Source organism: Mycobacteroides chelonae, assembly GCF_016767715.1.
Taxonomy (GTDB): Bacteria; Actinomycetota; Actinomycetes; order Mycobacteriales; family Mycobacteriaceae; genus Mycobacterium; species Mycobacterium gwanakae.
Genome location: NZ_CP050145.1, coordinates 884,439 through 910,092, shown reverse-complemented (window position 1 = coordinate 910,092; position 25,654 = coordinate 884,439). Strand labels below are relative to the sequence as shown.

Sequence of the window (25,654 nt, the reverse complement as noted above, 5' to 3'; positions counted from 1 at the left end):
GGCAAGGCCAAACCCAACTTTCAATGAGCGAAACCTCTGCCTCAGGTTGCGGAGCACCCACGGTGTGTTGCAGGCTAGAGACGAGTCGGCTGCCTGGCGGCATGAACTAGGTGCATCGGACGTCGGTGCGCACATGAATTTCGCATCCGAAGAGCATCGCGCTACTCGGGAATATTGTTTGGCCTACTCAGGCATTATGAGCATCAATGGATACGAACCTATCGGCGGCCACGTGCACGTGCATGTTGAGTCGGTTGAACATTGAACAAACATGAGGGATGGGGCCGAGCCCCCAAGGCGGACCACGCATGTCGGCGAACACATGCGCGGCGATGGACGACGCGCGACGTCGGACCGATGCCGCAGCCGTCACCGATAGCAAAGATCGCCAGCAGCAGAGATGAGGCCTGATATGGCGCCCATCAGAGTGCACATGACCGGCGCGGAGTGGTTCTCCTCGTTGCCGGGCGGGTTGAATCGGTACTTCACCGATCTGTTCACCGCGCTCCGCCACCGGGACAACATTGAATTGTCGGCCGCCGCGTTCGGGGTGCCCTCTGACGGTGGATGGTCTTGGGGCGCCACCGGCGGGTCCACTCGAACGCGGGTTCTCACCGCGTTCAACGATCGATCCGGGCTGCGACAACCCGGCATTCTTGATCGCCACTTCTGCCTGTATGGACCGTCGGCCACCGGATGGCGCACCCGCAGCCGCCTAGTTGTGCACTTCCACGGACCCTGGGCGGCAGAAAGCAGGTTCGCAGGAGCCGGAGCCTTCCGTTCCCGTGCCAAGTACGTCGTGGAGCGCCTCCGGTACACCGGCGCCGAGCGGATGATCGTCCTGTCGGATCGATTCCGAGACGTTCTGATCGAGGACTATCGGATACCGGCGGATCGCATCGAAGTCATTCCACCCGGGGTCGACCTCGACCGATTCGGACTGCTGCCACCGTTGGAGGCACCCACCGGGCGGCGCACGGTGCTCTGCGTGCGCAGGCTCGAACACCGCATGGGAATTCACCGCCTCATCGAATCGTGGCCGGCCGTCGTATCCGCGCATCCAGATGCCTGCCTGATGATCGTGGGCACGGGCACCGCCGAGAATGCTCTGAGAGCACAGGTGTCAGCGGCGGGTCTGGACGACAGCATCCAATTCACCGGACGTGTGGACGACCCCACCCTGACACAGCTCTACACACTTGCCGACCTCACCGTCGTACCATCCGTGGCTCTTGAGGGGTTCGGATTGATCGCACTCGAATCCTTAGCCACCGGCAGGCCTGCCGTGGTCACCGACTGTGGCGGACTCCCCGACGCGGTACGCGGTCTGGACCCCACGTTGATCGTGCCATCCGACAACGCCGAAGCGCTTGGGGCGCGCCTCATCTCGGCACTCGATGGCGTGCTCCCGAGCGCGCAGCAGTGCCGGCGACATGCCGAGTCGTTCTCCTGGGCGGCTGCCGCGCAGCGTCACCATGCCGTGTATTCGGAGGTGAGCGCGTGATCCGGGCGGTATTCGTCGCCCACACGGCCGCGCCCTCCGGCGCGGAGCTCGCAACTTCGCGCTTGCTGTCGGCGCTACGCAATGTACCCGCGGAGTTCACGGTCGAACCGTCCGTGATCTACACCGAAGACGGCCCCATGGTCAGCGCAATGAAGTCCCAAGGCATACAAACATCATTGTTGGCCAACACTTTCGATAGCCGAAGCGTCACCATTGACGGTTCCGGATGGTTGCGCAGGTTGACTGGAGCCGCGGCACTGGTTCGGCTCGGGTGGGATCTGGGAGCCGTCGTGCGGGAGCACGGAGCCGATGTGCTGATCGCGGGGAGCACAAAAGCTCTCATCATGTCTGCCGTTGCGGCCAAACGAGCGCGGATTCCCTTGATTTGGCACGTTCACGATCGGATATCAGCTGAATATTTCGGTGCCACACTGGCATTCCTTATCCGAATGATCGGCATGATGGTATCCGACGGGTACATCGCCAACAGCCGATCCACCGAGAGCTCCCTCCGGCCGCGGCGGTGCCCGGGCGTCGTGGCCTACCCCGGGCTGGATTTTCTGCGGACACTGGACACAGAACACCCGCCCCAGCGCCCGCCCGCCGAGACCGTTGTCGCCGTTGTCGGCAGACTGACGCGATGGAAGGGACAAGACGTGTTCCTCAGGGCGCTGGCCAACACCAGCATTCAGCCTCGGCGCGTGTATCTCGTCGGCGGCACCTTCTTCGGCGAGGATTCTTTTCGAACCGAATTAGAAGACCTGGCAAGCGAACTGCAGCTTCCCGTGACATTCACCGGCCATCTCGACGACCCCTCCGACATCCTGTCCACCGCCGACATCCTGGTGCATTGCTCGGTCATCGCCGAGCCGTTCGGGCAGGTCGTCGTCGAAGGGCTGCGCGCGGGCTGCGCAGTCATCGCCACCCAGCCCGGCGGCCCCGCCGAGGCTATCGAATCGGGAGTTCATGGGCTGCTGGTCGACGCCGGTAGCGCCGATCAGTTGACCGATGCCCTCGACCGTCTCATCGAAGACCGTGACCTTCGAATCCGATTGGCGCAAGCCGGTCAGTCTCGGGCCAGGAAATTCGATATCGCCGACTCAGCACAGACCGTCGCATCGTTCCTCGCGCAAATCCTCAACCGCCGCGCAACTACATCGTTAGAAGGGCGCCGTGCCTAGGGGACCGCGAAACAGCACAACGCTTCCCCGCGCATGGCGATTGGCCCGGGATTTCGGGGCCGTTGTCTTCGGCAAGTACGGCCAGTACGTCGTGACATTCGCGACCGTGCCTCTACTCGCCCGAATTCTGGGCCCGGCGGGAATGGGGCTATTGGCGGTGGGGATGGCCGCGTACTTCTTCGGCTCCATCGTCGTCGACCTCGGCATGACACCGTTCCTCGCTGCTCAAGTGCCCGCTCTTCGCGACACCCCCGCCGAACTCCGGCAGGTGCGTACCGACTACTTATCCCTGAGGTTGATCACCCTGGCCGTGCTCGGCACCGCGTTCGGCGTTGGCTGGATAGCGGGGGCGCCCCCGTATGTGCACATGATTCTGTTGGGACTCTTCGCCGGTGGGCTCTGGGCCACCTCCGACGACTGGCTGCTCATTGGGCAGGGACGGTTTGTCGCATCCGCGGTTTACCAAGGCTCCGGGCGCATCGCCTACCTCGTTCTTCTCATCGTGCTACTACCGCATTCCCCACACGCGTCCACCGCGGTGTTGTGCCTGCTGGGCTCCTCAGTTCTGACGGTCGCCGGCACCTGGTGGGACAGTCTGCGCAACTTCGGCGGGCTGTGTCGCCCCTACGCACCTGGCCACATCCTCCGCACCAGCTGGCCGATCGCCACCTCACGACTTCTCACCACCGGATACGGGCAAGGCGCACCAGCCGTCTACTCCGCCATGCTCGACGCCGTGTCGCTGGGCCTGTTCTCGGCGAGTGATCGTCTGGTCAGGGCCATGCAATCCCTCCTGGATATGATCGGTTTGGTGCTGCTGCCCCGGATGGCGAAACGCAGTGGACACGAACACTTCTGGCGCACCGGCTTGCAAGGATTACGCGGCGCCGTCGCGGTGGCCATACTCGCAGCAGCCCTACTCTGGGTGCTCGCCGCACCGATAGTTCACCTCATTTTCGGAAGCGAGTTCCTCGGGGCCGTCGGCCTACTGCGCGCCGAGCTTCTCATTCTTCCGGCAAGCACTATCAGCTCGTACATCAGCACCGCGCTGTTACCGGTACGTCAGGACATGCATGGTGTCCTCGTAGCGTCGGTGGTAGGCACAGCGGCGTCGGTGGCCGGGCTGATCGCAGCATCCTGGAGCCACTCCGTGTGGGCACTGATTGGCGGCGTGATCGGCGCCGAATTCGGAGTAGCCATTTGGTATCTGGCCCGAATCAGGCACCTGGCAGGACGGGAGCGAGGCGTGCTCATCGAGGCCGAATCGGAGCAAGAGGGTGTTGTGCGATGAAGATCCTCTTTATCGGAGATGATTGGGTGGGCAGTAATGCCCGGTCGATGGCGGACGGATTCCGCCAGGCGGGCCATGAGGTGGTCGTGGTGGACACCACCAGAGTCACCTTGCCTGCCAGGCTGTCACCGGCCTGGGTGTACTCAAAGACCATGCGCCGGAGGGCATCCTGGGTGCAGAACTCCGTGCATGATCAGATCGATGCCATTGCGCGAGATTTCACTCCCGACATGCTCTTCGGGTTCAAATCGATCCACCTGGACCAGGCACGACTACTCCAGGTTCCGGCAGCAGTCCGCGTCCACTACAGCCCCGATGATGTCGGCAATCCCTACAACACGACGGCCGATTACCTGGCGCACGAACGCGAGTGGGATCTGGTGGTCACCACCAAACGCCACAACGTGACCGAGTTGCACGACCGAGGCGCGCGCCGGGTGAAGTTCGTACGCAGCGCCTACGACCCTGCGTGGCATCGTCCGTGCGCCAAACGGGTTGCACGGCAGTATCTTGTCGGGTTCATCGGAGCCAGACGCCCGGACAGATCCGACATGATCACCCGACTCGGCAACGAGCATGGGAAGAATCTTCTGGTTCGCGGTCCGGGCTGGCGCCGCACGCCCACGCTGCAGGCCACCGGGGCCACGGTCGGTGGCGCCGTCTACGGCGATCACTTCGCGACCACGGTGGCGTCCGTCACCGCGAACCTGGTCTTGCTGAACTCGGACAACCGTGACACCCACACCTGCCGAACGTTCGAAATACCCGCGTGCGGCGGGCTGTTCGTCGGGGAACGCACCGATGAACACAGCGAGCTGCTCAACGAGGGAACCGAATGTCTGCTGTTCTCCAACGAGGCCGAACTTGGCGAGGCCCTGCACTGGTGTGCCCGTCATCCGGCACAAGCCGCCAAGATCGCGGAGGCAGGCCACCTTCGCGTGACGCAGGAATACCACCGCTACGTCGACCGCGCCAAGGAGATCACCGATGAGCTCCACTGACGCCACGGAGACGTCCACCGATGAGCGCTCAGTGCCTACCCCCGAGCGCCGGCCACGGTGGCGCAGGCGAGTCCTATTGGCCGTGATCACGATCGCCGTGCTCACGGCGGGGTTCGTCACGGCCGGATGGCGGGTGTACATGCATCCGCAGACCGATCCGCTACGGCCCGCCGATGCGATCGTCGTGCTGGGCGGCACTCCCTACGAACGCTTCGACGTCGGGCTGGATCTGGCGAAACGCGGGTACGCACCGTACCTGCTGATCGCACAGTCGACCGGCGCCAATGACCGCAACATGGACAAGTACTGCAAGGGCCACTTCACATTCACGGTCAGTTGCTTCATCCCAGACCCCTGGACCACCGAGGGCGAAGCCCAGGAAATACGCTCCAAGGCACAGGAATTCGGTTGGCATCACATCATCGTCATCACCTTCACACCACACGTCTCGCGTGCTCGATACATCGTCGGAAAGTGCTTCGACGGGGAGCTCACCATGGTCGCTAGTCCCACTCCTTCCGGAGTTGCCTTCTGGTCGTGGATGTTCATCCGACAGTCCGGCAGTTACGTCAAGGCCTTTCTGACCCCCGGATGCTGAGGAGGGAACTATGAACTCATCGCGTATAGCGATCGTCCATGAACGTTTCACCGAGTTCGGCGGCTCGGAATTGGTGGTTGCCGAATTCATGAAGACCTGGCCGCAGGCCAAAGTCTTCGCGCCGATCACGGAACCCCGGTGTCGCCAGCAGGTAATGGAGGCCGCCGGCCGGCCGGACGGTGCACCGCACGAGCCGATTTCGGGTACCTGGCTGGACAATGCCTACGGTGCTCTCGGACGCAGGTCGCACGCACCACTGCTTCCCCTGGTTCCCAGCGCCCTGAGGAAGCTGCCACTCGGCGACGACCTGGACGCGGTGCTGATCAGTCATCACTCATTCGCCACCCAGGCGTCATTCGCCACCGAGGCTCCCGTCATCGCATACGTGCACAGCCCGGCCCGCTGGGCATGGGATCGCGCATTCCGCGATCACGAGATGGCAAGCCGGGCAGGACGAATCGCCCTGTCCGCATTGGGGAGCCTTGCGCGGCGAGGAGAACTACGAGCAGCACCCCGCTTGTCGCATGTCATCGCCAACTCGCATGCCGTGGCCGAGCGGATTCGCGATTGGTGGGGGCTGCCGTCGACAGTGGTCAGCCCACCCGTACGCATCGACAGGTTCTCTCCCGATCCGTCGATTGCCCGCGAGGACTTCTATTTGTGTGCGGGCAGGCTCGTTCCGTATAAGCGTGCGGACCTGGCCATCCGGGCCGCCCAACGGGCCAATTGCCGCCTGGTGGTGCTGGGCGAGGGACGATTCCGCGATCACCTGGAAGAAATCGCCGGACCCGAGACCACCTTTCTCGGCGCCGCATCCGACGAGGTTCTCCTGGACATGTACCGGCGATGCCGCGCCCTGTTGATGCCCGGCGTGGAGGACTTCGGGATTGTCCCCGTCGAGGCAATGGCGTGCGGAACACCGGTCCTGGCGCTGGGCGCGGGAGGTGCTCTGGACACCGTGGAGCCCGGCATTACCGGTGAACACGTACAGGCCGGCCCGGATGACGCCGTCGTAGCACAGCTCGCCGAGCTGATGCGGGACTTCAACCCCGCCGACTACGACACCAGCGCCATCCGGTCGCAGGCGTGCGGATTCTCACCCGAGGCGTTCCGTTCCCGGATCGCCGATATCGTGCTGGGAGCCGTGCGCCTCTAGTCGCTCGCCGAGTGCTTTCCTGCACTTGACGACGATCCTCCATGGGCACCCGAACCCTCCGAACCACCACCCGCGCTCGAACCACCACCGGATGACGCCTCGGGCGCGCGATGCTTTCCACCCGACTCACTGGGCGAAGCCACCTTGACCTTCACCTTGTTAGACGTACCCGAAGAATCCTCATGATGCTTGCCGCTATCGGAGTCGCCATTTGTCACCGACGACGTGCCTGAATCCTTATTCGCCTCAGCAGCTTTGGATTCAGACTGAGTAGACGTCGCAGATTCGATCGTGTTAGTCACCGTAGAGGTGATCGCACCCCTCGTCTGCTTGATCGACCCGCTGGCCGAATCCTTGAGCGCACTATTCGCCTTATCGACCTTGTCCTGCAGCTTCTCCTTGACGACCGGCTTCGCCGGCTTCTCCTTGTCTTTCGAGTCTTCCTTCGCCTCGGCCTTGGGGGCCTCTTTCGCGACATCCGGCGTGGGAGCGGCAGCGGCAGCAGGTTGAGCTGCCGCTTCGCCGATCGGCGTCGCACTCAATTCCGAAGCGCTGGACGCGGATGCGGAAAGCGGCGCCGGCGCGACCTTCTCGACAACCTTGTCCTTGGCGGCGACGAGGTTCGAGGTGAGATCCAGTTTCGGAGCCTCAAGCTGCTTGGCCTCAGGTGCCGTCGCAGCGCCCAGTTTCTGCGCCGGCGCAGAAGCCTCGACGTGCGCAGCCGCCGGTGCGGGCGTATCGGTGGCCGCCAAGGTGTTGGGCGTCGGCGACGAGAGCGGTGCGGGAGCCGCACTGATCACGCTGGCGAGCTGCGTCATCACGTCCTTGTAGAACTTGGAGGCCTGCAAGGTGTTCGACGCCGCGCCATTGAACAGATTCCCGTACTGCGCGGTGAGCATGTCCGAGATCGGTGTCATGACGGGCGTGACCAGACCCTTGTACAGCGGAGTCAGAGCCTTGGCGAGTTCGACTGTCGGGTCAGGGATTCCGAGCGCCGTGCTGATCAAGCCAGACACAGTGATGAGTTGGGTGGGCACAATGCCGCCCGTCGGAATCAGGTTTGGCGGGATGATTCCGAGAGATGTATTGGCTCCGGGCGCCGTTCCCAGCTGGAATGTCGGCATGAGACCAACACCGAAGAGCGATGGCAGAGTAAAGCCCATCCCCTCGGTCCCCATGTTGAACCCACCCAACGAGTAGACGATCGGTATCGGCAACGCCCCAGAGAACGGCGTCTGCAACACCATGACGTTCTGCCCGTTGTTGATGTTGAATCCGTTGGTGCCAATGTAGTTTCCGGTCGTCACGTTGAGATTCGTCATGCCGAGCCCGAGCATCGGAATGGAGAAGTTCGACAGCGTCGTACCGATCGGCGAGTAGATGCCGTTCTGCGTCGGGATGAGAACGTGCGCGTTGAACTGACCGGCTTGCCCCAGCCCAAGCGGTGCCTTGATGCCGTTGGCCCACATCGGGATCGACAGCACGGTCTGCGGAACGTTCACCGCCCCGCCGTCGACGACCAGGGTGGGTGCTGTCGCCCACCACCCCGTCTCCATTCCCAGTGGGAACGTGTAGTTGCCGGCGCCCATCGGGACCCAGGCCGTCACGTTGGGCAAGGTGCCATCGGGCAGGATCCGAACCGAATCAGGCAAGATCCCCAAGGGGTCCAGCGAGGCTGGAATCTTGATGTTGAGCCCGCTCGGCGTCTGCACAAAGGTGTTCGTGATGGTCGTCAGGCCACCGGCCTGCAACAGCGGCCAGTTGTAACCCGCCGTGAACTTGTCCTGCTCGGCAATCAGCCCGTCGACGATGTCACTCAGGGGCGGCAGCTGGTCGACGATCGGCCCAATGATCGGGTTGTTGAACACGGTGTCCAGCGCGTTGGCCAGACCATTGACCAGGTTCGCACCCGGAATGGTCGTCGGCAGCGGAAGATCGACGAAACCCTGTCCGGGAATCTTGATGGCCGGAATGACCCCGGGAACAGCCGTCGGGAGCGGGGTGCTCGCGAGGTTCCGCAGCACATCGGGCAGATCTGCGATCTTGGTCAGATTCGAGTGCGTGAGGGTCGTGCCGAACGTCGGGAGCAATCCGCCGGATCCCTGCGCGAGGGGATTCCACGCTCCCCCGACCGCCGACCCCATCGCATTAGTCCCGGATAAGTAGTTATTGAGTGCGTTCTTATAGTCGGTGACCGCACCCTTGTAGTCCGGTGCCGCCGCAGCGGCCTGCGCGGTAGGCGCGACGAAAGCCAAGCTGGCAGTCGCGGCGACGGCCCCCGCCGCGGTCACGGTGCGTTGGACAACGACCTTTGTGGATGACTTCCGATGTCGCTTAGACAAGACCGCAACCCTCTCCTTTGAGGAAACCTAAAACGTGAGCAGCACTGTAAACGTGTGACCCACCTCATAGTCGGGATTTGAAAATCGTGTCTACCTGCGATTTTTCTGGTAACACTGCGTGCCCAGACTCGCCTCGGTCGCTGCGCCCACCGCGAGCAGGGGCCGTACTCACGCAAAGTGGTTGACGAAAGTTTGCCAGATCCGTCAACAAGCGTTTACGTCGAGCAACTAGGCACTCGAAGCAAACACTCCAATCACCTGGCCGCCGGGGTACTACAAGCCCAGTAGACGACCGTCAATTTACGTTCACGCGTGAATCCATTTTCGCGATTCGTGTGCATCCAGGAACCGGATAGCCCATAATGGCCGAGACGTACTCGTAGATTGCTGGGATTTGTGTCCCAGGTCACACAGGGAGCTGTATTGATCGCCGTAGCCGCAACCACTCTGAGCTGCGTCTGTGTGGGCCGCCTGCGATGACCACACAGGACGAGCGCCACGCCACCACTGATGGCGTCGCGGCCATCCAGGATTGGACCACCGGATACGTCAAGCGTCACCCTCTTGAATCACTCAAGACCGTCGGCGAGCAGTTCATGCTCGGCGTCCGCACTATTCAGTGGTTCTTCATCGACCTATTCACGGGCCAGTTCCAATGGCAGGAGTTCGTGAGACAGGGCGCCTTCCAAGCCGGCACCGCCGTCGTCCCCGTCATCCTGGTGACCCTGCCGATCGGTGTCACACTCTCGATCCAGTTCGCGCTGCTGGCCGGACAGGTCGGTGCAACCTCACTGGCCGGCGCGGCCAGTGGCATCGCGATCATCCGGCAGGCCGCCTCGCTGGTAGCCGCCCTCTTGATGTCCGCCGCCGTGGGTTCGGCCATCACCGCCGACCTCGGCTCACGCACCATGCGCGAGGAGACCGACGCCATGGAGGTCATGGGCGTTTCGGTGATCCGGAGGCTCGTCGTCCCCCGGTTCGCCGCCGCCATCATGATCGGTATCGCGCTCACCGGCGTCGTCTGCTTCGTCGGCTTCCTCGGCGCATACCTCTTCAATGTCTATTGGCAGAACGGCGCCCCGGGCAGCTTCGTCACCACCTTCTCCGCCTTCGCTACCCCCGGAGACATGATCCTGGCTCTCATCAAGGCCGTCATCTACGGCGCCATCGTGGCAGTGGTGGCCTGCCAGAAGGGTCTGTCCACCAAGGGCGGCCCGATCGGCGTCGCCAACTCCGTCAACGCGGCGGTCGTGGAATCGATCCTGCTGCTCATGACGGTGAACCTCGCCATCAGCCAGCTGTACATCATGATGTTCCCGCGGACGGGGCTGTGACATGACCGCGTCAACTTATGTACCCCCGATTGCGCGACCCTTCGTCGGGATCTACAACAAGGCACAGAAGCCGATCACCCGGCTGGGCCACATGGTCGCGTTCTTCTTCCGCGCGATCGCCGGCGTCCCCATCGTGTTCCGGCATTACCGGAAGGAGTTCCTGCGGCACCTGTCCGATATCGCCTGGGGCAATGGCTCTCTGGTGGTCGGTGGCGGTACCGCCGGCGTCATGATCGTCCTCGGCATCATCGCCGGCGGACTAGTGGCCATCGAGGGCTACAACTTCCTGGATCTGCTGGGCCTGGGACCGGCCACAGGCATCATCTCGTCATTGGTGAACACCCGCGAACTCGCTCCGATCATGGCCGCGATCGCCTTCGCCACCCAGGCCGGCTGCCGCTTCACCGCACAGCTCGGTGCCATGCGCATCTCCGAAGAGATCGATGCCATGGACTCCATCGCGATCCGCCCGATCCCCTACCTGGTGACCACCCGGCTGATGGCGGCCACCGTGGTCACCATTCCCCTGTACGTCGCGTGCCTTGCCGTCAGCTACCTGTCCTGCCAGATCATGGTGGGGATCATGAGCGGTGGATCCATCGGTTCGTACCTGCACTACTTCGGTATCGGCGTGAGTGGCATCGACATCTTCTACTCGGTCATCAAGGCGATCATCTTCGTGTGGCTCGCCTCGACCATCCAGTGCTACTACGGCTTCTATGCCAGCGGCGGCCCCGAGGGCGTTGGCGTGGCTGCGGGGCATGCCATGCGCGCTGCCATCACACTCGTGATCATCGTCAACATGTTGCTCACCATGGCGCTCTGGAGCGTCGACGCAGGTGCGAGGTTGGGTGGCTAGATGGCGGCGAATTCCTTTGAGACGGATGGCCGCGGCCCATCCGAGAAGCTCCTGCTGGGTACCGGCGTCGCGATGATCGTGGTGGCCGCACTGGTCACCGGCGTGATGATGCTGAAGTCCACGGGGCGTCTCAACGACTTCGTCCGTGTGGTTGCCGATCTCAACAACGTCGGTGACGGGCTGCCCCAGAAATCCGACGTGAAGTACCACGGTGTTCTGGTCGGCGAGGTCGATGGGGTCACACCTGCCGCCAACGGCCAGCCCAATTTCGTGCACATCAACCTCAAGCCGCAGTACGCCAAGTCCATCCCCAGCACCGCCACCGCTCGCGTTGTCCCCAGCAACGTGTTCGCGGTCTCGTCCGTGCAGCTGGTAGATCGAGGGCCCGGCGCTCCCATTCGCGCTGGCGCGCATATCGCCGAGGACACCCAGCTGCCGACCGTTCTGTTCCAGACCACGGTGAGCAAGTTGCGCGATGTCCTCACCGCGACCGGCCGCGGCCGGTCGCGGTGACCACTCCACCGGCATCCTGGCCGCGCTGGGAGCCGCGACCGACAACCGGCGCGTCAAGCTCCTCACCGGCGGTGCGCAGCTGAACCGCCTCATCGCCCAGCTCAACGACATCGTGGTGACCGACACCGGCCCGTCCACGGTCAAGGCTCTGCTCGATGCGACCGAGGGGCTCAAGCAGACCGCACCCGAACTGCTCGACTCACTGCACCAGGCCGTCAAACCGATGCAGACCTTTGTCGAGAAGCGCGAACAGCTGACCAGCCTGATCAACGGCGGCCTCACGACGGTGGGCACCACCCGGCAGGCCTTCGACAATCACACCGATCAGCTGATCGGCATCACCACGGAACTGACGCCCGTCCTCGGCACGTTCTCGAACAACGCGGGCAAGTTCCAGATGATCTTCCAGAAGATCAACCAGATGAATCAGAAATGGTTCGAGAATCCCTGGCTGTCCGACGTGGATACCGGCAACATGCGGGTGAACCTCTCGCTGACTCCCGGATACAGCTACACGAGAGCCGACTGCCCACGCTATGGCGAGCTCAAGGGTCCCAGCTGCTTCACCGCACCCGAGCTCGTGGTGCGTCCAGACCTGCCGGAAGAACTGCTTCCCCAGAACTACAAGGTGCCGCCGGACCTGCAACCACCACGCGGAACTGTAGTGGGCCCCAACGGAAATCTGATCGCGGTGGGCCCGCCGTACGTGGTGCCCCCCGGCGGCCCGAACCTGACGGACCCGAACCCCCCACTGCCGCCGTGGCAAGCGGTGCCGGTGCCGCGCGTCCCCGGGACCGCGGATCCCGATCTCCTGGAGCCGCCGCCACCACCACCTCCCCCGCTGCCGGCCGCACCGGTTGCTCCCGGCGCACGGGACGGTGGCGGCGCCCCGATCGCACCGGCATCGTTCGGCGGGACGGTGGGCCCGGTAGGTAGCGCGGTGGAACGCACTCAGCTCAGTGTCATCACCGATAAGCCTGCTAGCTCCTCCACGCAGCTGCTGCTCGGCCCGGTCGTGCGGGGCACCACGGTCTCGCTCGCGAAGGAAGGATCCCAATGAAGTTCCGCGGTCCGTTGATCGCGCTGGTCGTCTTCATGGCGGTCGCGATGGTGCTGACGTGGCTGGTGTATGCCACGTTGCGCCGTGATGTGGCGGGCGGGACCACAGCGTACTCGGCGGTCTTCACCGATGTGTACGGGTTGCGAGACGGTGATGACGTCCGCATGGCCGGTGTGCGCGTGGGACGTGTGGAGAAGATCGAGCTGGTCAACAACAACCAGGCCAAGGTCGACTTCGTCGTCCAGAACGACCAGAAGCTGTACGGCAACACCCTTGCCTCCGTGACGTATCAGAACATCGTCGGTCAGCGGTACCTGGGCCTGTCGCTCGGCAAGACCGGTGACACCAACGTGCTGGCGGCGGGGTCGACGATTCCGCTGGAGCGCACCGATCCTTCCTTCGATGTCACCACGCTGCTCAACGGATACGAGCCACTGTTCAGCACACTCTCACCGGAGCAGGCCGACAATCTCACCAAGGGCGTCATCCAGTCGCTGCAGGGTGATCAGGCCTCGATCACCTCGCTGGTCGACCAAACCTCCACGCTGACAAAGACCTTCGCAGGACGCGACCAGGTGCTGGGCAATGTGATCACAAGCCTGAGCACAGTGACGGGGAACTTGGCGCAGCAGAACGACAGTCTCGACAAGGCCATCACGAACACCCGGAAGGTCGTGGCGGATTTCGACTCCCGCCGTCCGGAGCTGGTCAACTCGGTGGGCTCACTGGCACAGACCCTGCGGCGGGTGTCAAAGATCACCGACGAGGTCTACCCGTCACTCGACGAGCTCATCACTCGCCAACCAGGTTTCGCCAAGCACATGGTGCAGATCGAGCCGAAGCTGGCCTTCCTCGGCGGCAACCTACCGCTGCTGCTCAAGGGCTTGGCCCGTATCACCGGTGACGGCGCCTACGGCAACGCTTATATCTGCGATCTGAACATCACCGGCTTCTTCCCGGGCCTCAACGACGTGGTGCCGATCATCGTCAACGCGGCGACACCCGGCAACGTCACCCAGCACACCCCGCGATGCAGGAACCTGGCCAATGGCTGAACAAACGAGATGGCAGAAGATCAAGAACCGGCCGGTCGAGACCTACAACAAAACCTGGCTCGGGTTCATCGCGATCGCCGTGATCGGCGCACTCGTGGGCGGGATGCTGCTTGTCAAGGCAATCGGTTTCGGATACACCACCTACACCGCCGAGTTCGCGCAGGCAGCATCGCTGCGGTCCGGTCAGCCCATCACCGTGGCGGGCATCCCGCTGGGAACGGTCACCAGCATGAAGCTGGTCGGAGATCACGTCGAGGCCAAGCTCTCGGTCAGCGATTCCGTGAAGCTGGGTAAGGACACCAAGGCCGCGATACGGGTGACCACGATCCTCGGTTCCCGATACCTGGACCTGCGCCCGGAAGGACCGGGGTCGTTGCCCAACAAGACCATCGACCTCGCCCACACGGAGGTCCCCTACGACTTGCAGGCGACCCTGAAGGACGTAACGAACACCTTCGACCAGGTCGATTTCGACAAGGTGGCTCAGTCGTTGAGCATTCTGGGTAAACAGCTCGACGGGCTGCCCGAGGTGGTCCCCCAGGCCATGCAGAACATCCAGACACTGTCGGGAATCATCGCCGAACGACGCGACCAGTTGGGCACGCTGCTCAAGAGCACCGAGAAGGTCACCAACACGCTGCACCGCCAGCAGCAGGGCGTGGGAACCCTGATCAATCAGGGGCAGAGCCTGATCGGTGAATTCGTGATCCGCCGTGGCACATTCCACGCGATGATGCAGTCGCTCACCAACCTGGTCGAGCAGCTCAGCAAGATCGTCATCAGGAACCGACCGCAGCTCGACGACATGCTCAAGACGCTGCATCAGCTCACCGACATGCTCGGCCAGCATGACGACCTGCTGCGCAGCATTCTGCAGGTTGCACCCGTCGCGCTGCGCGGCGTGACCAATGCCACCGGCACCGGCAACGCCATCGAGTTCAATGCCCCCAACGGCCTGGCCGTCGACTCCTGGATGTGCGCAATCAGTGGTCGCGCAAAGCAATTCGGCATGATCCAGTACTTCAAGGACTGCAAATGAGTAGCGGCAGAGGTAAGGCCATCGCCGTCATCGCAACGATCGCGTTAGTGGTCGCCGCGATCGTCGGCGCGGGCGCGTACTACGTGAAGTCGCAGTTGGATCACATCACGCTGACCGCTCAGTTCGACAACGCTTCCGGCCTGTACGAATCGAATGTCGTTGCAGTACTGGGCATGCCAGTCGGCAAGATCACGAAGATCACCCCCCGATCCGGGTATGTCGACGTGGAGTTCACTGTCGACAAGGACGTCAAGGTGCCCGTCGACGTGCAGGCCGTCACCCTGTCGACATCGATCCTCACCGATCGCCAGGTCGAGCTGTCTCCCCCGTACCGGGGTGGGCCGACACTCAAGGACGGTGACACCATCGGCCTCGACAAGACCAAGACGCCGGTGGAATTCGACCGCGTACTGGGCATGCTCGACAGATTGTCGGTATCGCTCAAGGGCGACGGAAACGGCCAGGGACCGGTGGGTGACATCATCAATGCGGCCGCCGGAGTCGCCGACGGTAACGGCGACAAGATCAAGTCAGGCCTTGACGAGCTGTCAAAAGCGTTGCGGCTCAGCTCAGAGGGCGGCGTAACCACCCGCGAGCAGATGACGACCATCATCAAGAACGTCAGCTCACTGTTCGACGCCGCAGCAGCCAACGATGGCAAGCTGCGCGAATTCTCCACCACCATCCACCAACTGAGCAACATCATCGACGACGAGGCGCTCGGCACCGGCAACACCGGGCGCAAGCTCAATGATCTGGTGAAGCAGGCCGGCGACCTCCTGGAAGTCAACCGCGACCACATCAAGGCGGCGGTCCTCAACGGCAATACGGCACTAAAGACAGTCTCGGACAACCAACGCGAGCTCGCCGAGACCCTCGACCTTGCGCCGCTGGCCGTGGAGAACCTCTACAACATCATCGACCAGGACAACGGGTCGCTGCGCGCACGATTCCTCACAGACAAGCTGCTGTTCGAGAGCCAGACAGCCAAGGAGATCTGCAACATGATGGGCCTGCGCCAACTGGGCTGCAGCACAGGAACATTGCAGGACTATGGGCCTGATTTCGGCCTCTCCTATGTGCTCGACGGGCTCGCGGCGATGGGGCAAAAGTGATGGCTACACGCAAGCGCCTGGCAGCGATGGGCACGGCAGCGATGCTGGCGGCCACCGTCCTGTCCGGCTGTGGAACCAACGGTCTGGGAGATCTCCCGCTGCCCGCCCCCGGCGTCGGATCGGGCGGCTACCATCTGACCGCCCTGTTCTCGAACATCCTGAACCTGCCGAACAACGCCAAGGTGAAGCTGGCCGGCGCGGATGTCGGCCAGGTCGACGACATGCGGGTGAGTAACTACACCGCGATCACCACATTGCGCATCATCCACGGCGTCCGGCTCCCTAAGGGCAGCACCGCCGAGCTGCGTTCCGCGACACCGCTCGGCGACGTCTTCGTCTCCATTCGCCCCCCGGCCGGTGCGACATCGGAGTCGCCAGCGCTCCGAGACGGCGACACCATCGGCCTCGATTCGACGATGGCCGCGGCGACGGTGGAATCCGTGCTCAGCTCGGCGGCGCTCGTTTCCAACGGCGGCGCGGTACGCAACCTGACCAATGTCATCAACGGTTTCGGTAAGGCAACCGGCGATCAGGGCCAGGCGTTCGGCGATCTGATCAAGGACTCCAATCGCCTACTGGGAACGTTGAATACGCGATCGGCACAGATCTCTGATGCTCTCACCCAGACCTCGCAGTTGGCCGACCAGCTCGACACCAAGAACCAGACTCTCACCGACATCGTGAAAGAGGCCGATCCAGCCACCGAGGCGCTCGCCGCCAACACCGCTCAGCTCTCGCAGCTGGTTCTTCAGATCGGCGCCACCACCAAGCAGCTGCAGAAATTCCCGTCGATCGCGGGCACTGATACCAGCGGACACAGCGTCATCAAGGACGCGAACACGATTGCCAAGTCGTGGAATGACATCGCGCAGGACCCGACGATCGATATCAACGGCCTCAACCGGCAGATCACCACGCTCATCAAATCCACCCCCAGCAACGCGATTTCGGTACGCGTCAGTATCGACAAATTGGTACTGGGATCGATCCCCGATGCCGGGTTCAAGGGCGATGTCGGCTCGCACGGCCCCAAGCGCTACAACTGGGCCCAGCTAGTCGGTTCCTTCAAGTACACGCTGTGGCGCCTGCAGGAACGCGTCGTAGGCAAGGGCGTGTACGGCGATGACGTGCCGATGCGACCGAGCCCGACTGAACCGGGCGTGATCGAACGCGTGCCGGGCCCGCCGCCTGGAGCCGCCCCGCCGGCGACATCCAACCCGGAAGCTCCGGTACCGCCGCCTCCCGGGCAGGCCAATCCCGCGTCGGCTCCCGCACCGGCGCCCGCTCACGCACCGGGTGCCGCTCCCGGGCCGGAGGTGATGGGCCAATGATCAACGCCCTCGCCAACGGCATCGTCGGCACCATTCGTGCCGGGCACCGCAAGAAGATGGTGCTCTCGGGCATCGCACTGGCATCGGTGCTGTTGATCGCGATCGCCTACCTCACGGTGGGTGCCCTGCGCATCAGCCCGTTCTCAGGCACCTACCGCGTCAAGGTGCAGCTTCCGGAATCGGGCGGTCTGCTGCCCAACCAGGACGTCGCGCTGCGCGGCGTAAAGATCGGCACGGTGCAATCGCTGGCGATCACCCAGCAGGGTGTCGACGCGGTCGCCGAGATCCAGTCGAAGTACAAGATCCCCGTCACCGCCAAGGTGCGCATCACCGGACTGTCCCCCGCGGGCGAGCAGTACATCAACTTCGAGGGTGTCTCGGATCAGGGCCCGTTCCTCAAGGATGGCGCCGTGATCTCCGAGGGCGCCACGGTGCCCGTCACGCTGGCCAAGCTGCTCGCCGACGCGGACGGCCTGCTCGCACAGATAGACCCCAAGAAGCTCGAGCTCATCAAGAAGGAACTGAGCCTGAGCAAGCAAGGGCCGCGCAAGCTCACCGAGATCATCGACGGCGGTACCTTCCTGCTGAGCACCCTGGACTCGGTGCTGCCGGAGACCACCAGCCTTCTCAAGACCAGCCGGGTGGTGCTGACCCTGGCGGCCGACAAGAACTCCGGTATCAAGTCCACTGCGAACGAACTGGGCCGGACCCTGCGCGGTATCGAGAAGATGCAGAACGGCTACCGCACCCTCGTCGATCAGACCCCGAAGACCCTGGGAGCGGTGGACAACCTGTTCGCCGACAACTCGGACACCATGGTGACCCTGCTGGGCAACCTGGCGACCGCCTCGCGGCTGCTCTACCTGCGCGTTCCCGCCCTCAATGCATTGTTCCCCAACTACCGGGCCTCGGTGTTCGACGCGTTGATGAGCATCATGCATGACGGCGGCCTCTGGGCCACCGGCGATCTGTACCCGCGCTACGTGTGCGACTACCCGACGCCACGGCTGCCGGCATCGGCCGCCGACTACCCCGAGCCGTTCCTCTACGCCAACTACTGCGCGGACGAGGATCCGGCGGTCCTGATCCGTGGCGCCAAGAATGCGCCACGACCAGCAGGCGACGACACCGCCGGACCGCCCATGGGCGCCGACATGGGGAAGAAGTCCGATCCGACACCGAAGGGCCGGTTCCAGGTACCGACCACCTATGGTGGACCGACACTGCCGATCGAACCCCCGCGTTGACGCCTGACCTGCGAATCAGATTCAAGGAGCTACTACCGTGGTCACCATGACCAAAGAAGACGGCGACTCCACAAGCGACGCCGACACGGACAAGGTCGACGAGAAGGAAGCCGCGGACACCACTGCGGAGACCGACTCGACCGACACAGACGATGCCGAATCGACAGCTGTATCTGATTCGGATGCGCCCAGCCATGACGACGAGAAGGGCCCGCCATCAGCAGTGACGTGGGTGCGCTACGCCGTCATCGGGGCCGTCGCGGCAATCCTGGTGGGCGCTCTCGTGTTCTCCGGTGTCGTGGGCTGGAAGGTCTGGCAGCAGCACCAGATTGATGCGGCCGGTGAGCAGGCGCAGGCGATCGCCGTGCCCTATACGGAGATCTTGACCAGCATCGACACCAGCAGCGTGGACGAGAACTTCCGGCAGATCCTCAACGGATCGACCGGCGATCTCAAGAACGAGTTCACCAAGGCCAGCGTGCAGCTGCGTCAGCTGCTGATCGACAACAAGGCCGCCGCACACGGCAAGGTCGTCAACTCGGCGATCCAATACAAGTCTCCGGACAAGGTCGTGTTGCTGATGATGGTCGATCAGAGCATCACCAACACCCAGCGGCCCGATCCGCGGATCGACCGTAGCCGGATGAAGATCACCATGGAAAAGATCGATGGCCGTTGGCTAGCGAGCAAGCTGGAGTACCTGTAAACCGCCGGAAAGGTCATCATGCGGATTTCTAAGCTCTTCACCGGGCGAGTAGCCCGAGAGGTTACGGGAGGGGCAGCCGCTGCCCTGGTAATCAGCGCGGCGATCAGTAGCGCGCCGTTGGCGTCAGCATCGGCGCAGTCCTTCTGCGGCGAACTCGGTGGCAACTTCGACGGGCTCTACTGCCACACAGTGGTGACCTCACCGCGTAAGGCAGATCGCGATATCAAGGTCGCCATCCCCGAGTTGGTGGACAGCAACCCCGCCATCCGTGAGTACCTGCGCAATCTGTACAACAACTGGAAAGCCAAGGGCGCTGACATGATTCAGGACAGCTATGGCGAGGAGAACTTCCAGATCTTCAACCACGGCAGCACCACCTCGATCGTGTTTCACGAGGACTACCACGCCAATGGCCCGCAGGTGAACAACGCGTACCGGACCTTCAACTACGACGGTGGTAAGCGCCTGATGCTCGCCGACATTCTCAAGGGCGGCGATTTGAACGCCATCCCGCCGATCGCCGAGCCCTTCATCATCGAGGCACTGGACCGGGCGGCGCCGGGTCATACCCCGCAGACCTATCCGTTCACGCCCGACCGGTGGACTCCGGACAAGGTGTATTCAGGCGCGTACAAGGCCTGGGCGCTGACACCGGATGAGCTGATCATCTACATGCCGGATTATCCAGTCGCCCACGACTACCCGATCGATTACTCCCCCGGCCAGCGGGTGTACTCGATGGATGGCGGCACTGTCGAAGCGCATATCCCGATTGGCGCCATCGCCCCGATCCTGAAGCCCGGGTACGGCGGCTAGAACGCAATGGGTGATGCCCGCCTACGAGCGACAACGCTTGTAGGCGGGCATTTTCCGTCTTAGGAGGATTACTCCACGCGTTCAAGTACGGCGCTGGCGCCGTGGCCACCGGCTGCGCAAATGCCCAACAGTGCGGTGCTCTTCCCGCTGAGCGCGAGCTCGTTGGCCATGGTGGTGACCATGCGGGCGCCGGTGGCACCGAACGGGTGGCCGATTGATACCGAGCCGCCGTGCACATTCACCTTGTCGATATCGGGTGTGCCCACGGCCTCGGCGCGCCCGAGCCGGTCGGCCGCCCATTTCTTGGAACCGAGGGCCTCCAGCACCGAAAGAGTCTGCGCGGCAAAGGCTTCGTGGATGTCGACGTAGTCGATGTCGGCAAGAGTCAATCCTGCCTTCTCCAGTGCTCGCGGCATGGAGATGGCGGGTCCGATGAGCACCTCGTCGGCCGGGTCGACGCTGACATAGCTCCAGGACCGGATGGCGGCCAGCGGCTGCAGGCCGAGTGCCCGCGCCTTCTCCTCGCTCATCAGCAGCACTGCGGCAGCGCCGTCGGTCAGCGGGCTGGCGTTACCCGCGGTCACCGTGCCGTCGCGATTGAACACCGGTTTGAGCGTTGCGAGTTTCTCGACGCTGGTGTTTTCGCGGACCAGGCCGTCGCGGGTGACGCCATTGACGGGCACTACCTCACGGTCGAAGCGTCCCGACTTGATGGCGGCAGCTGCGCGATGGTGCGAGCGCACCGCGAACTCGTCCTGCGCCTCGCGGGTAATGCCGTGGATCTTGGCCATCTTGTCGGCGGACTCCCCCATCACCTCGCCAGTGGTCCGCTCTTCGATCTTGGGTCGCCGCGGCAGCAGTCCGGTGAACGGCGCCAGGCTCAGAGCGGCGTCGAGGTAGTCTTTAGGCTTGGGCTTACCCAGCGCCAGCGGGGCGGCCGCGTGAATGAGCTTCTGCGGCAAGTTGACTCCGGCATTGGATGTGGAGTCGGAACCCCCGGCAATCATCACGTCGTACTCTCCGCGCTCGATCGCGGCGGCCGCCGTGGTGATGGCCTGCAGGCCGGAGGCACACGCACGGGTGACGGTGTGTCCCTCGACGCCGTGCCCAAGCTTGAGATCGAGTGCGATCTCACGAGCGATGTTCGGCGCACCCGCCGGCAGGATCACCCCGCCCCAGACGATGGCCTCAATCTCGTTCGAGGAGATCTTGGTGTTGTCGAGCAGACCACGCACGGCCTCGTCGGCCAATGCGATGGTGTCGATGCGGGTGAAGTCACCGAAAGCACGGACAAAGGGAGTGCGCGCGCCCGCGACGATGACGGCGCGACGCTGAGCAGGTGCGGTCATGGCCGCGAGCTTACTCGCGAGTCAGTTCTTTGTTTACACGGGTACTAGGTTCGTAAATCGGCCCGGGTTGCGCCATGGCCCCACGTCGCATCAGGCATTGGGCCGCTCGGTGAGTGCCGCTCCCGCAGCGATTTCCAGCGCGGCGAAAAACCCTGTGGGCCAAGGCTGCACTCGCCGTTCGAAACCGCCGGACAACAACCGCGTCAGCCCCATGCCATAGCTGGCGTAACGAACAGCGGCACGAAGACCGGCTGATCGCGGGCCGTCATCACCGGCCTGCGCCAGGGCCAGCGCGAAGGCCAGGGGGATGCCTCCGTACACGGCGCGAACCTCGGTACGCGATTCACTGGTCGGTGCGTCGCCGCCGAACATCTGCGGCACCAGTGCGGGTTTCACGAGGGCGAAGATGCCGATTCCCGCATAAAAACCGGCTGCCGCTTTGCGCATTGACGCGTTGTGACTCATGGAGGCGATGCTGCCAGGATGACGCAGCCCTGACACTGCCAATCGATGCCAGATCCCGCAGGATCCATGCCAGTCGGTGTTGGAGTGCATGCGAACGCGGGCCCCTGTCAGGAAATCCGTCCCCGACAGCGGCCCGCGTGTGGGCTAGGTACCCGCGCCGGGGCTGGCCGAGCCATCCGCGGTGTAGGACTTGGCTCCGGTTCCGGCCAGCTGGCCGCCCTCGACGATCAGGTATTCGTCACGGATGGGCCGGCGCTCAAAGAAGTCTTCGAGGATTTCCCGGGTACCGGCCGCATACCTGGCCTGCGCCGACAGCGTGGTGCCGGAGACATGCGGCGTCATCGCCTCGTGGGGCATGGTGCGCCATGGATGATCGGGGGCAGGCGGCTGCGGGTACCAGACGTCGCCGGCGTAACCGGCCAGCTGTCCACTACGCAATGCATCGACCACCGCATCACGAACCGTGATCTCGGCACGCGCGGTGTTCACGATGTACGAACCGCGCCGCATGGAATTGATCAGGTTTGCGTCGAACAGGTGATACGTCTGTGGGTGCAGCGGGGCATGGATGTCGACGATGTCCACAGAGCTGACCAGGGAGTGCACGTCTGGGTGATAGGTGAGCCCCAGCTCCTGCTCCACCTCGGCAGGCAATCGACGAGTGTCAAAGTAATGCAGCCGCACGTCAAATGGCTTGAGCCGACGCATTACTGCCTGCCCGATGCGCCCCGCCGCGATGATGCCGACATCGAATCCCTCAAGGTCGTAGGCGCGTTCAACGCTGTCGGCGATGTTCCAGCCGCCGTCGACCACCCACTGGTGCGACGGAAGGTAATTGCGCACCAGTGCCAGGATCTGCATGACGGCATGCTCAGCCACACTGATGCTGTTGCAGTACGTCACCTCGGCGACAGTGATACCCGCCTTGATCGCCGCATCCAGGTCAACATGGTCCGAGCCGATCCCCGCCGTCAATGCCAGCTTCAACTTGGGCGCCTTGGCAATTCGCTCCGCACTGAGATATGCGGGCCAGAAGGGCTGCGAGATGACCACATCGGCGTCGGGCAGCTCCTTCTCAAACACCGAGTCGGGCCCATCCTTGTCGGAGGTAACCACTAGCTCGTGCCCCTGCGCCTCCAGGTAACGCCGCAGACCAAGTTCCCCGGACACGCATCCCAGCAGCTCGCCCGGGGTGAAATCGATGGCCGACGGGGTAGGCAGAGTCTGCCCATCGGGATAGCCGTCGATGACCGGGATCGAATCCCGGGCGTACACAGGCGGATAACCCGTCACCGGGTCGGGGTAGAGCACACACAAGATCTTCGCCATGACCACTCCTCCACGGCGGTCGTATGGCCGCCAGTTCTCTTGATGCAGATGGCTTTCCAGTCATCCGACGCGTTCGTTTCGACGCATCTTCAGTGTCCGGCGCGCTGTGGCGAGGTGTCCAAGACCAAGTTCCGACCGCCCAATAGGCAGAGCCGATCAGGGCTGGTCGAGCGGTGCCGCCGTCTGCGCCAGTGCGCGCGCCAAGAGAGACGCGGGCTCACCCGCAGTACGCACCAGCGCGACCGGCGAGCCAAGCCGCGGTGCCTGCAGCTCCACGACTCGAGCACCTGCCGGCGCCGGCACGGTGGCGAACCAGGTCCGTGCGACGATGGCCGCCCAGCGGCCGGTCCCGACGAGGGCCAGCAGTGTCGCGACGGAATCAGCCTCCAGGCGAGGCGATACAGCGAGTCCATGCTCGGCAGCAGCCTCATCGATGCGATCGCGGTCGCGCATACCCTTGTGCAACAAGCACATTGGCAGACTTAGCGCTTCCGACCAGTCGATCGGATCAGGAGCGTCACGCAGCAACCCCTCGCCCGCCACCAGCACGTAGCGCTCCTCGTAAAGCCGGGTTAGCTCGAGCCCTTCGGTCTGCAACCCGTCGTCGTAGACCACACCCGCGTCGAGTTCGAACCGGCGGATGCGGTCCAGGATCTCCGTGGAGCGCAGGCTGGACTCGATCCGTACCCGCACCAGCGGGTGTTCAGCACAGAAAGCATCGGCCATCAGCGCCACACGGGTGGCCGCCCCGGGCACCACACCCAACCGCAGCTCACCGGTGAGTCCGCTGCGCAAGGCCGTCACCTCATGCTCCAGCGCGTCACGGTCCGCGAGAATCCTTCGTGCCCAAAGGACCAGGCGCTCTCCCTCCGGAGTCAAGCCCTCAAAGTTCGACCCCCGCAGAACCAGCGGGACACCCAGCTCGTGCTCCAGCTTGCGGATGGCCTCCGACAGCGCCGGCTGGGATACGTAGCACGCCGACGCCGCGCGGGCGAAGTGTCGTTCCCGCGCCAGCGCCACGAAATATTCAAGCTGACGGAACTGCATAACTCGTTCTACCACCAGCGATCGGTACCGCCTATCGACTCAGCGGCAATGTCTCTTGGACAGGTTCAGTGCTGAACTCACACACTGGTTGCCATCATCACCACCAAGGCTTGGGAGCACACCCGTCCGGATCGCCACGATCACCGGCACGCATTCCGGGTAGGCGCAGGTTTGGCTCTCCCCGGGGCGGTGCTGCTGGTCTTCGGACGGCCCGAGTTACTGGTGTACATCGTCTTCGGTTCTTTTACCGGAATCTACGGCCGCGCCGAATCCGGCTGGCGCCGAGCACGTCACCAGATCCAGGCGGGGACTCTCCTCTGCGTGGGAGTCGCTCTCGGCGTGCTGCTTTCGTCGCTGCATGCCAGAACCTGGATGCTGGTCGCGGTTGAGGTGACATTCGCGATGGCCGGATCGGTAGCGGCCGACGCGTTACGCCTGCGGCCGACGGGGCCCTTCTTCTTCCTCTTCGCCACAGGCGCCACGGCCACGGTGCCAGCGGGTCTGATCGCCCCGCTGGGCGCCATCGGACTGTGCCTTTCGACGGCATTGCTGTCGATTCTGATCGGTCTCATCGGATCATCCGGCGAGACCCCGACGCCGCGTGTGAAGCGTGGTCGCGTCCCGCCCGATGTCGGCATGCATGCGCTGCGCTACGCGCTGGTCGTCGCGGCAGCGGGCGGGACCGGACTGCTGCTGGGCTTCGATCACGCCAACTGGGCGATGGCCGCCGCTGCCGTACCACTATCCGCCATCGACGTCGAACGGCCGTCAGATCGAGAACTTCAGGGAGTGCTGGCACGGGCAGCCCACCGGACCGCGGGAACCGTAGCGGGCCTGATACTCACCGGAGTGCTTATGACGCTGGGCCTTCCGGCTGTCGGGGTAGGCGCACTGGTGATTGCGCTCTTGTTCCCCACCGAGCTGTTTATGGCTCGCCACTACGCGCTGGCGGTTGGCTTCTTCACTCCGCTGGTGATGCTGATGACCGAATTAGCCGACCCCGCAGATCCGTTCGCCCTGATCCTGTACCGCGGCCTGGACACCGTGATCGGCGTCGCCGCCGGGGTGACAGCCGCCGCACTGGTAGGCAGACGGGATGCCAGGTGCCGCTAGACCCGCGCCAAATCCTTGGCTAGACGAGTGGCACCGACGCTCATGTAACCGCCGGTCAGCACTACCAACGCGGCAGCACTGACGCGAGGAATGTCGCCTCGGATCAGATGCGCGGTGCCGTGCACGGTGTCGGTGACATCGACCATCAGCGCGAGCCGCTGCCACCGGAATTGCTCAGAGGTGGGCGAGGTCAGGTAGCCGAG

Annotated in this window: 19 protein-coding genes and 3 pseudogenes; 17 read left to right on the top strand and 5 right to left on the bottom strand. The window is 63.7% G+C overall.

Annotated features, from left to right (window positions below; all coding sequences use genetic code 11):
• The first annotated feature begins 433 nt into the window (after nt 1–433).
• Genes HBA99_RS04490 through HBA99_RS04465 form a run of 6 tightly spaced genes read left to right on the top strand, consistent with a single transcriptional unit; the run spans nt 434 to nt 6,731 of the window.
• Nucleotides 434–1,504 (top strand): glycosyltransferase family 4 protein, encoded by a 1,071-nt coding sequence (locus tag HBA99_RS04490; protein ID WP_070952338.1) that lies wholly within the window; start codon nt 434–436, stop codon nt 1,502–1,504.
• Nucleotides 1,501–2,685, top strand: a complete 1,185-nt coding sequence (locus HBA99_RS04485) for a glycosyltransferase family 4 protein (RefSeq protein ID WP_070951519.1) — start codon at nt 1,501–1,503, stop codon at nt 2,683–2,685. The genes HBA99_RS04490 and HBA99_RS04485 overlap by 4 nt, the downstream gene beginning before the upstream one ends.
• Nucleotides 2,678–3,976, top strand: coding sequence for a lipopolysaccharide biosynthesis protein (locus tag HBA99_RS04480; RefSeq protein ID WP_070951520.1), 1,299 nt, complete (start codon nt 2,678–2,680; stop codon nt 3,974–3,976). The genes HBA99_RS04485 and HBA99_RS04480 overlap by 8 nt, the downstream gene beginning before the upstream one ends.
• Nucleotides 3,973–4,977 carry a CgeB family protein gene (locus tag HBA99_RS04475; protein WP_070931439.1) on the top strand — a complete coding sequence of 335 codons (1,005 nt, stop codon included), beginning with the start codon at nt 3,973–3,975 and terminating at the stop codon, nt 4,975–4,977. Before HBA99_RS04480 ends, HBA99_RS04475 begins: the two co-directional genes overlap by 4 nt.
• Complete coding sequence (locus tag HBA99_RS04470; protein ID WP_070931440.1) at nt 4,964–5,575, top strand: YdcF family protein; 612 nt, start codon at nt 4,964–4,966, stop codon at nt 5,573–5,575. The genes HBA99_RS04475 and HBA99_RS04470 overlap by 14 nt, the downstream gene beginning before the upstream one ends.
• A gap of 10 nt (nt 5,576–5,585) precedes the next feature.
• Entirely contained in the window at nt 5,586–6,731 is a 1,146-nt protein-coding gene (locus HBA99_RS04465) for a glycosyltransferase (protein ID WP_070931441.1), read from the top strand.
• Here HBA99_RS04465 and HBA99_RS04460 read toward each other — a convergent pair.
• The gene (locus tag HBA99_RS04460; protein WP_070951522.1) at nt 6,728–9,073 is read right to left on the bottom strand and encodes a hypothetical protein; all 2,346 of its coding nucleotides are present in this window, start codon (nt 9,071–9,073) and stop codon (nt 6,728–6,730) included. The genes HBA99_RS04465 and HBA99_RS04460 overlap by 4 nt on opposite strands.
• Nucleotides 9,074–9,549: 476 nt before the next feature.
• Here HBA99_RS04460 and HBA99_RS04455 point away from each other — a divergent pair, with 476 nt between their 5' ends.
• From HBA99_RS04455 to HBA99_RS04410, 10 genes and pseudogenes are all read left to right on the top strand, one after another.
• Entirely contained in the window at nt 9,550–10,407 is an 858-nt protein-coding gene (locus HBA99_RS04455; RefSeq protein WP_070951523.1) for an MlaE family ABC transporter permease, read from the top strand.
• A 1-nt stretch (nt 10,408) separates the two neighbouring features.
• Nucleotides 10,409–11,266, top strand: coding sequence for an MlaE family ABC transporter permease (locus tag HBA99_RS04450; protein ID WP_070951524.1), 858 nt, complete (start codon nt 10,409–10,411; stop codon nt 11,264–11,266).
• Nucleotides 11,267–12,839, top strand: a pseudogene (locus tag HBA99_RS04445) (MlaD family protein).
• Nucleotides 12,836–13,894, top strand: coding sequence for an MlaD family protein (locus tag HBA99_RS04440; RefSeq protein ID WP_046252676.1), 1,059 nt, complete (start codon nt 12,836–12,838; stop codon nt 13,892–13,894). Before HBA99_RS04445 ends, HBA99_RS04440 begins: the two are co-directional and overlap by 4 nt.
• The gene (locus HBA99_RS04435; protein WP_070951525.1) at nt 13,887–14,933 is read left to right on the top strand and encodes an MCE family protein; all 1,047 of its coding nucleotides are present in this window, start codon (nt 13,887–13,889) and stop codon (nt 14,931–14,933) included. The genes HBA99_RS04440 and HBA99_RS04435 overlap by 8 nt, the downstream gene beginning before the upstream one ends.
• Entirely contained in the window at nt 14,930–16,048 is a 1,119-nt protein-coding gene (locus HBA99_RS04430; protein ID WP_046252674.1) for an MCE family protein, read from the top strand. The genes HBA99_RS04435 and HBA99_RS04430 overlap by 4 nt, the downstream gene beginning before the upstream one ends.
• On the top strand, nt 16,048–17,379 hold the full coding sequence (locus tag HBA99_RS04425) for an MlaD family protein (protein WP_070951526.1): 1,332 nt from the start codon (nt 16,048–16,050) through the stop codon (nt 17,377–17,379). Before HBA99_RS04430 ends, HBA99_RS04425 begins: the two co-directional genes overlap by 1 nt.
• Nucleotides 17,376–18,626 carry an MlaD family protein gene (locus HBA99_RS04420; RefSeq protein WP_070951527.1) on the top strand — a complete coding sequence of 417 codons (1,251 nt, stop codon included), beginning with the start codon at nt 17,376–17,378 and terminating at the stop codon, nt 18,624–18,626. The genes HBA99_RS04425 and HBA99_RS04420 overlap by 4 nt, the downstream gene beginning before the upstream one ends.
• 37 nt (nt 18,627–18,663) lie before the next feature.
• Nucleotides 18,664–19,332: a YfgM family protein gene (locus HBA99_RS04415; RefSeq protein ID WP_070951528.1), complete on the top strand. Its 669-nt coding sequence runs from the start codon at nt 18,664–18,666 to the stop codon at nt 19,330–19,332.
• 18 nt (nt 19,333–19,350) lie between these two features.
• Entirely contained in the window at nt 19,351–20,148 is a 798-nt protein-coding gene (locus tag HBA99_RS04410; RefSeq protein ID WP_109494169.1) for a mannan-binding protein, read from the top strand.
• Between the two features lie 68 nt (nt 20,149–20,216).
• Here the strand turns inward: HBA99_RS04410 and HBA99_RS04405 are convergent, their stop codons facing one another.
• The 4 genes and pseudogenes from HBA99_RS04405 to HBA99_RS04390 form a co-directional block, all read right to left on the bottom strand.
• Nucleotides 20,217–21,497, bottom strand: a complete 1,281-nt coding sequence (locus tag HBA99_RS04405) for an acetyl-CoA C-acyltransferase (RefSeq protein WP_057968828.1) — start codon at nt 21,495–21,497, stop codon at nt 20,217–20,219.
• 10 nt (nt 21,498–21,507) lie between these two features.
• Nucleotides 21,508–21,962, bottom strand: a pseudogene (locus HBA99_RS04400) (DUF4345 family protein).
• 144 nt (nt 21,963–22,106) lie between these two features.
• Nucleotides 22,107–23,291 carry an NAD-dependent formate dehydrogenase gene (locus tag HBA99_RS04395; RefSeq protein WP_070952341.1) on the bottom strand — a complete coding sequence of 395 codons (1,185 nt, stop codon included), beginning with the start codon at nt 23,289–23,291 and terminating at the stop codon, nt 22,107–22,109.
• Nucleotides 23,292–23,447: 156 nt separating this feature from the next.
• Nucleotides 23,448–24,338 (bottom strand): LysR family transcriptional regulator, encoded by an 891-nt coding sequence (locus HBA99_RS04390; RefSeq protein WP_030094409.1) that lies wholly within the window; start codon nt 24,336–24,338, stop codon nt 23,448–23,450.
• A 171-nt stretch (nt 24,339–24,509) separates the two neighbouring features.
• Here HBA99_RS04390 and HBA99_RS04385 point away from each other — a divergent pair.
• Nucleotides 24,510–25,639: pseudogene (locus HBA99_RS04385) on the top strand (FUSC family protein); the annotation flags it as partial.
• Between the last annotated feature and the right edge of the window lie 15 nt (nt 25,640–25,654).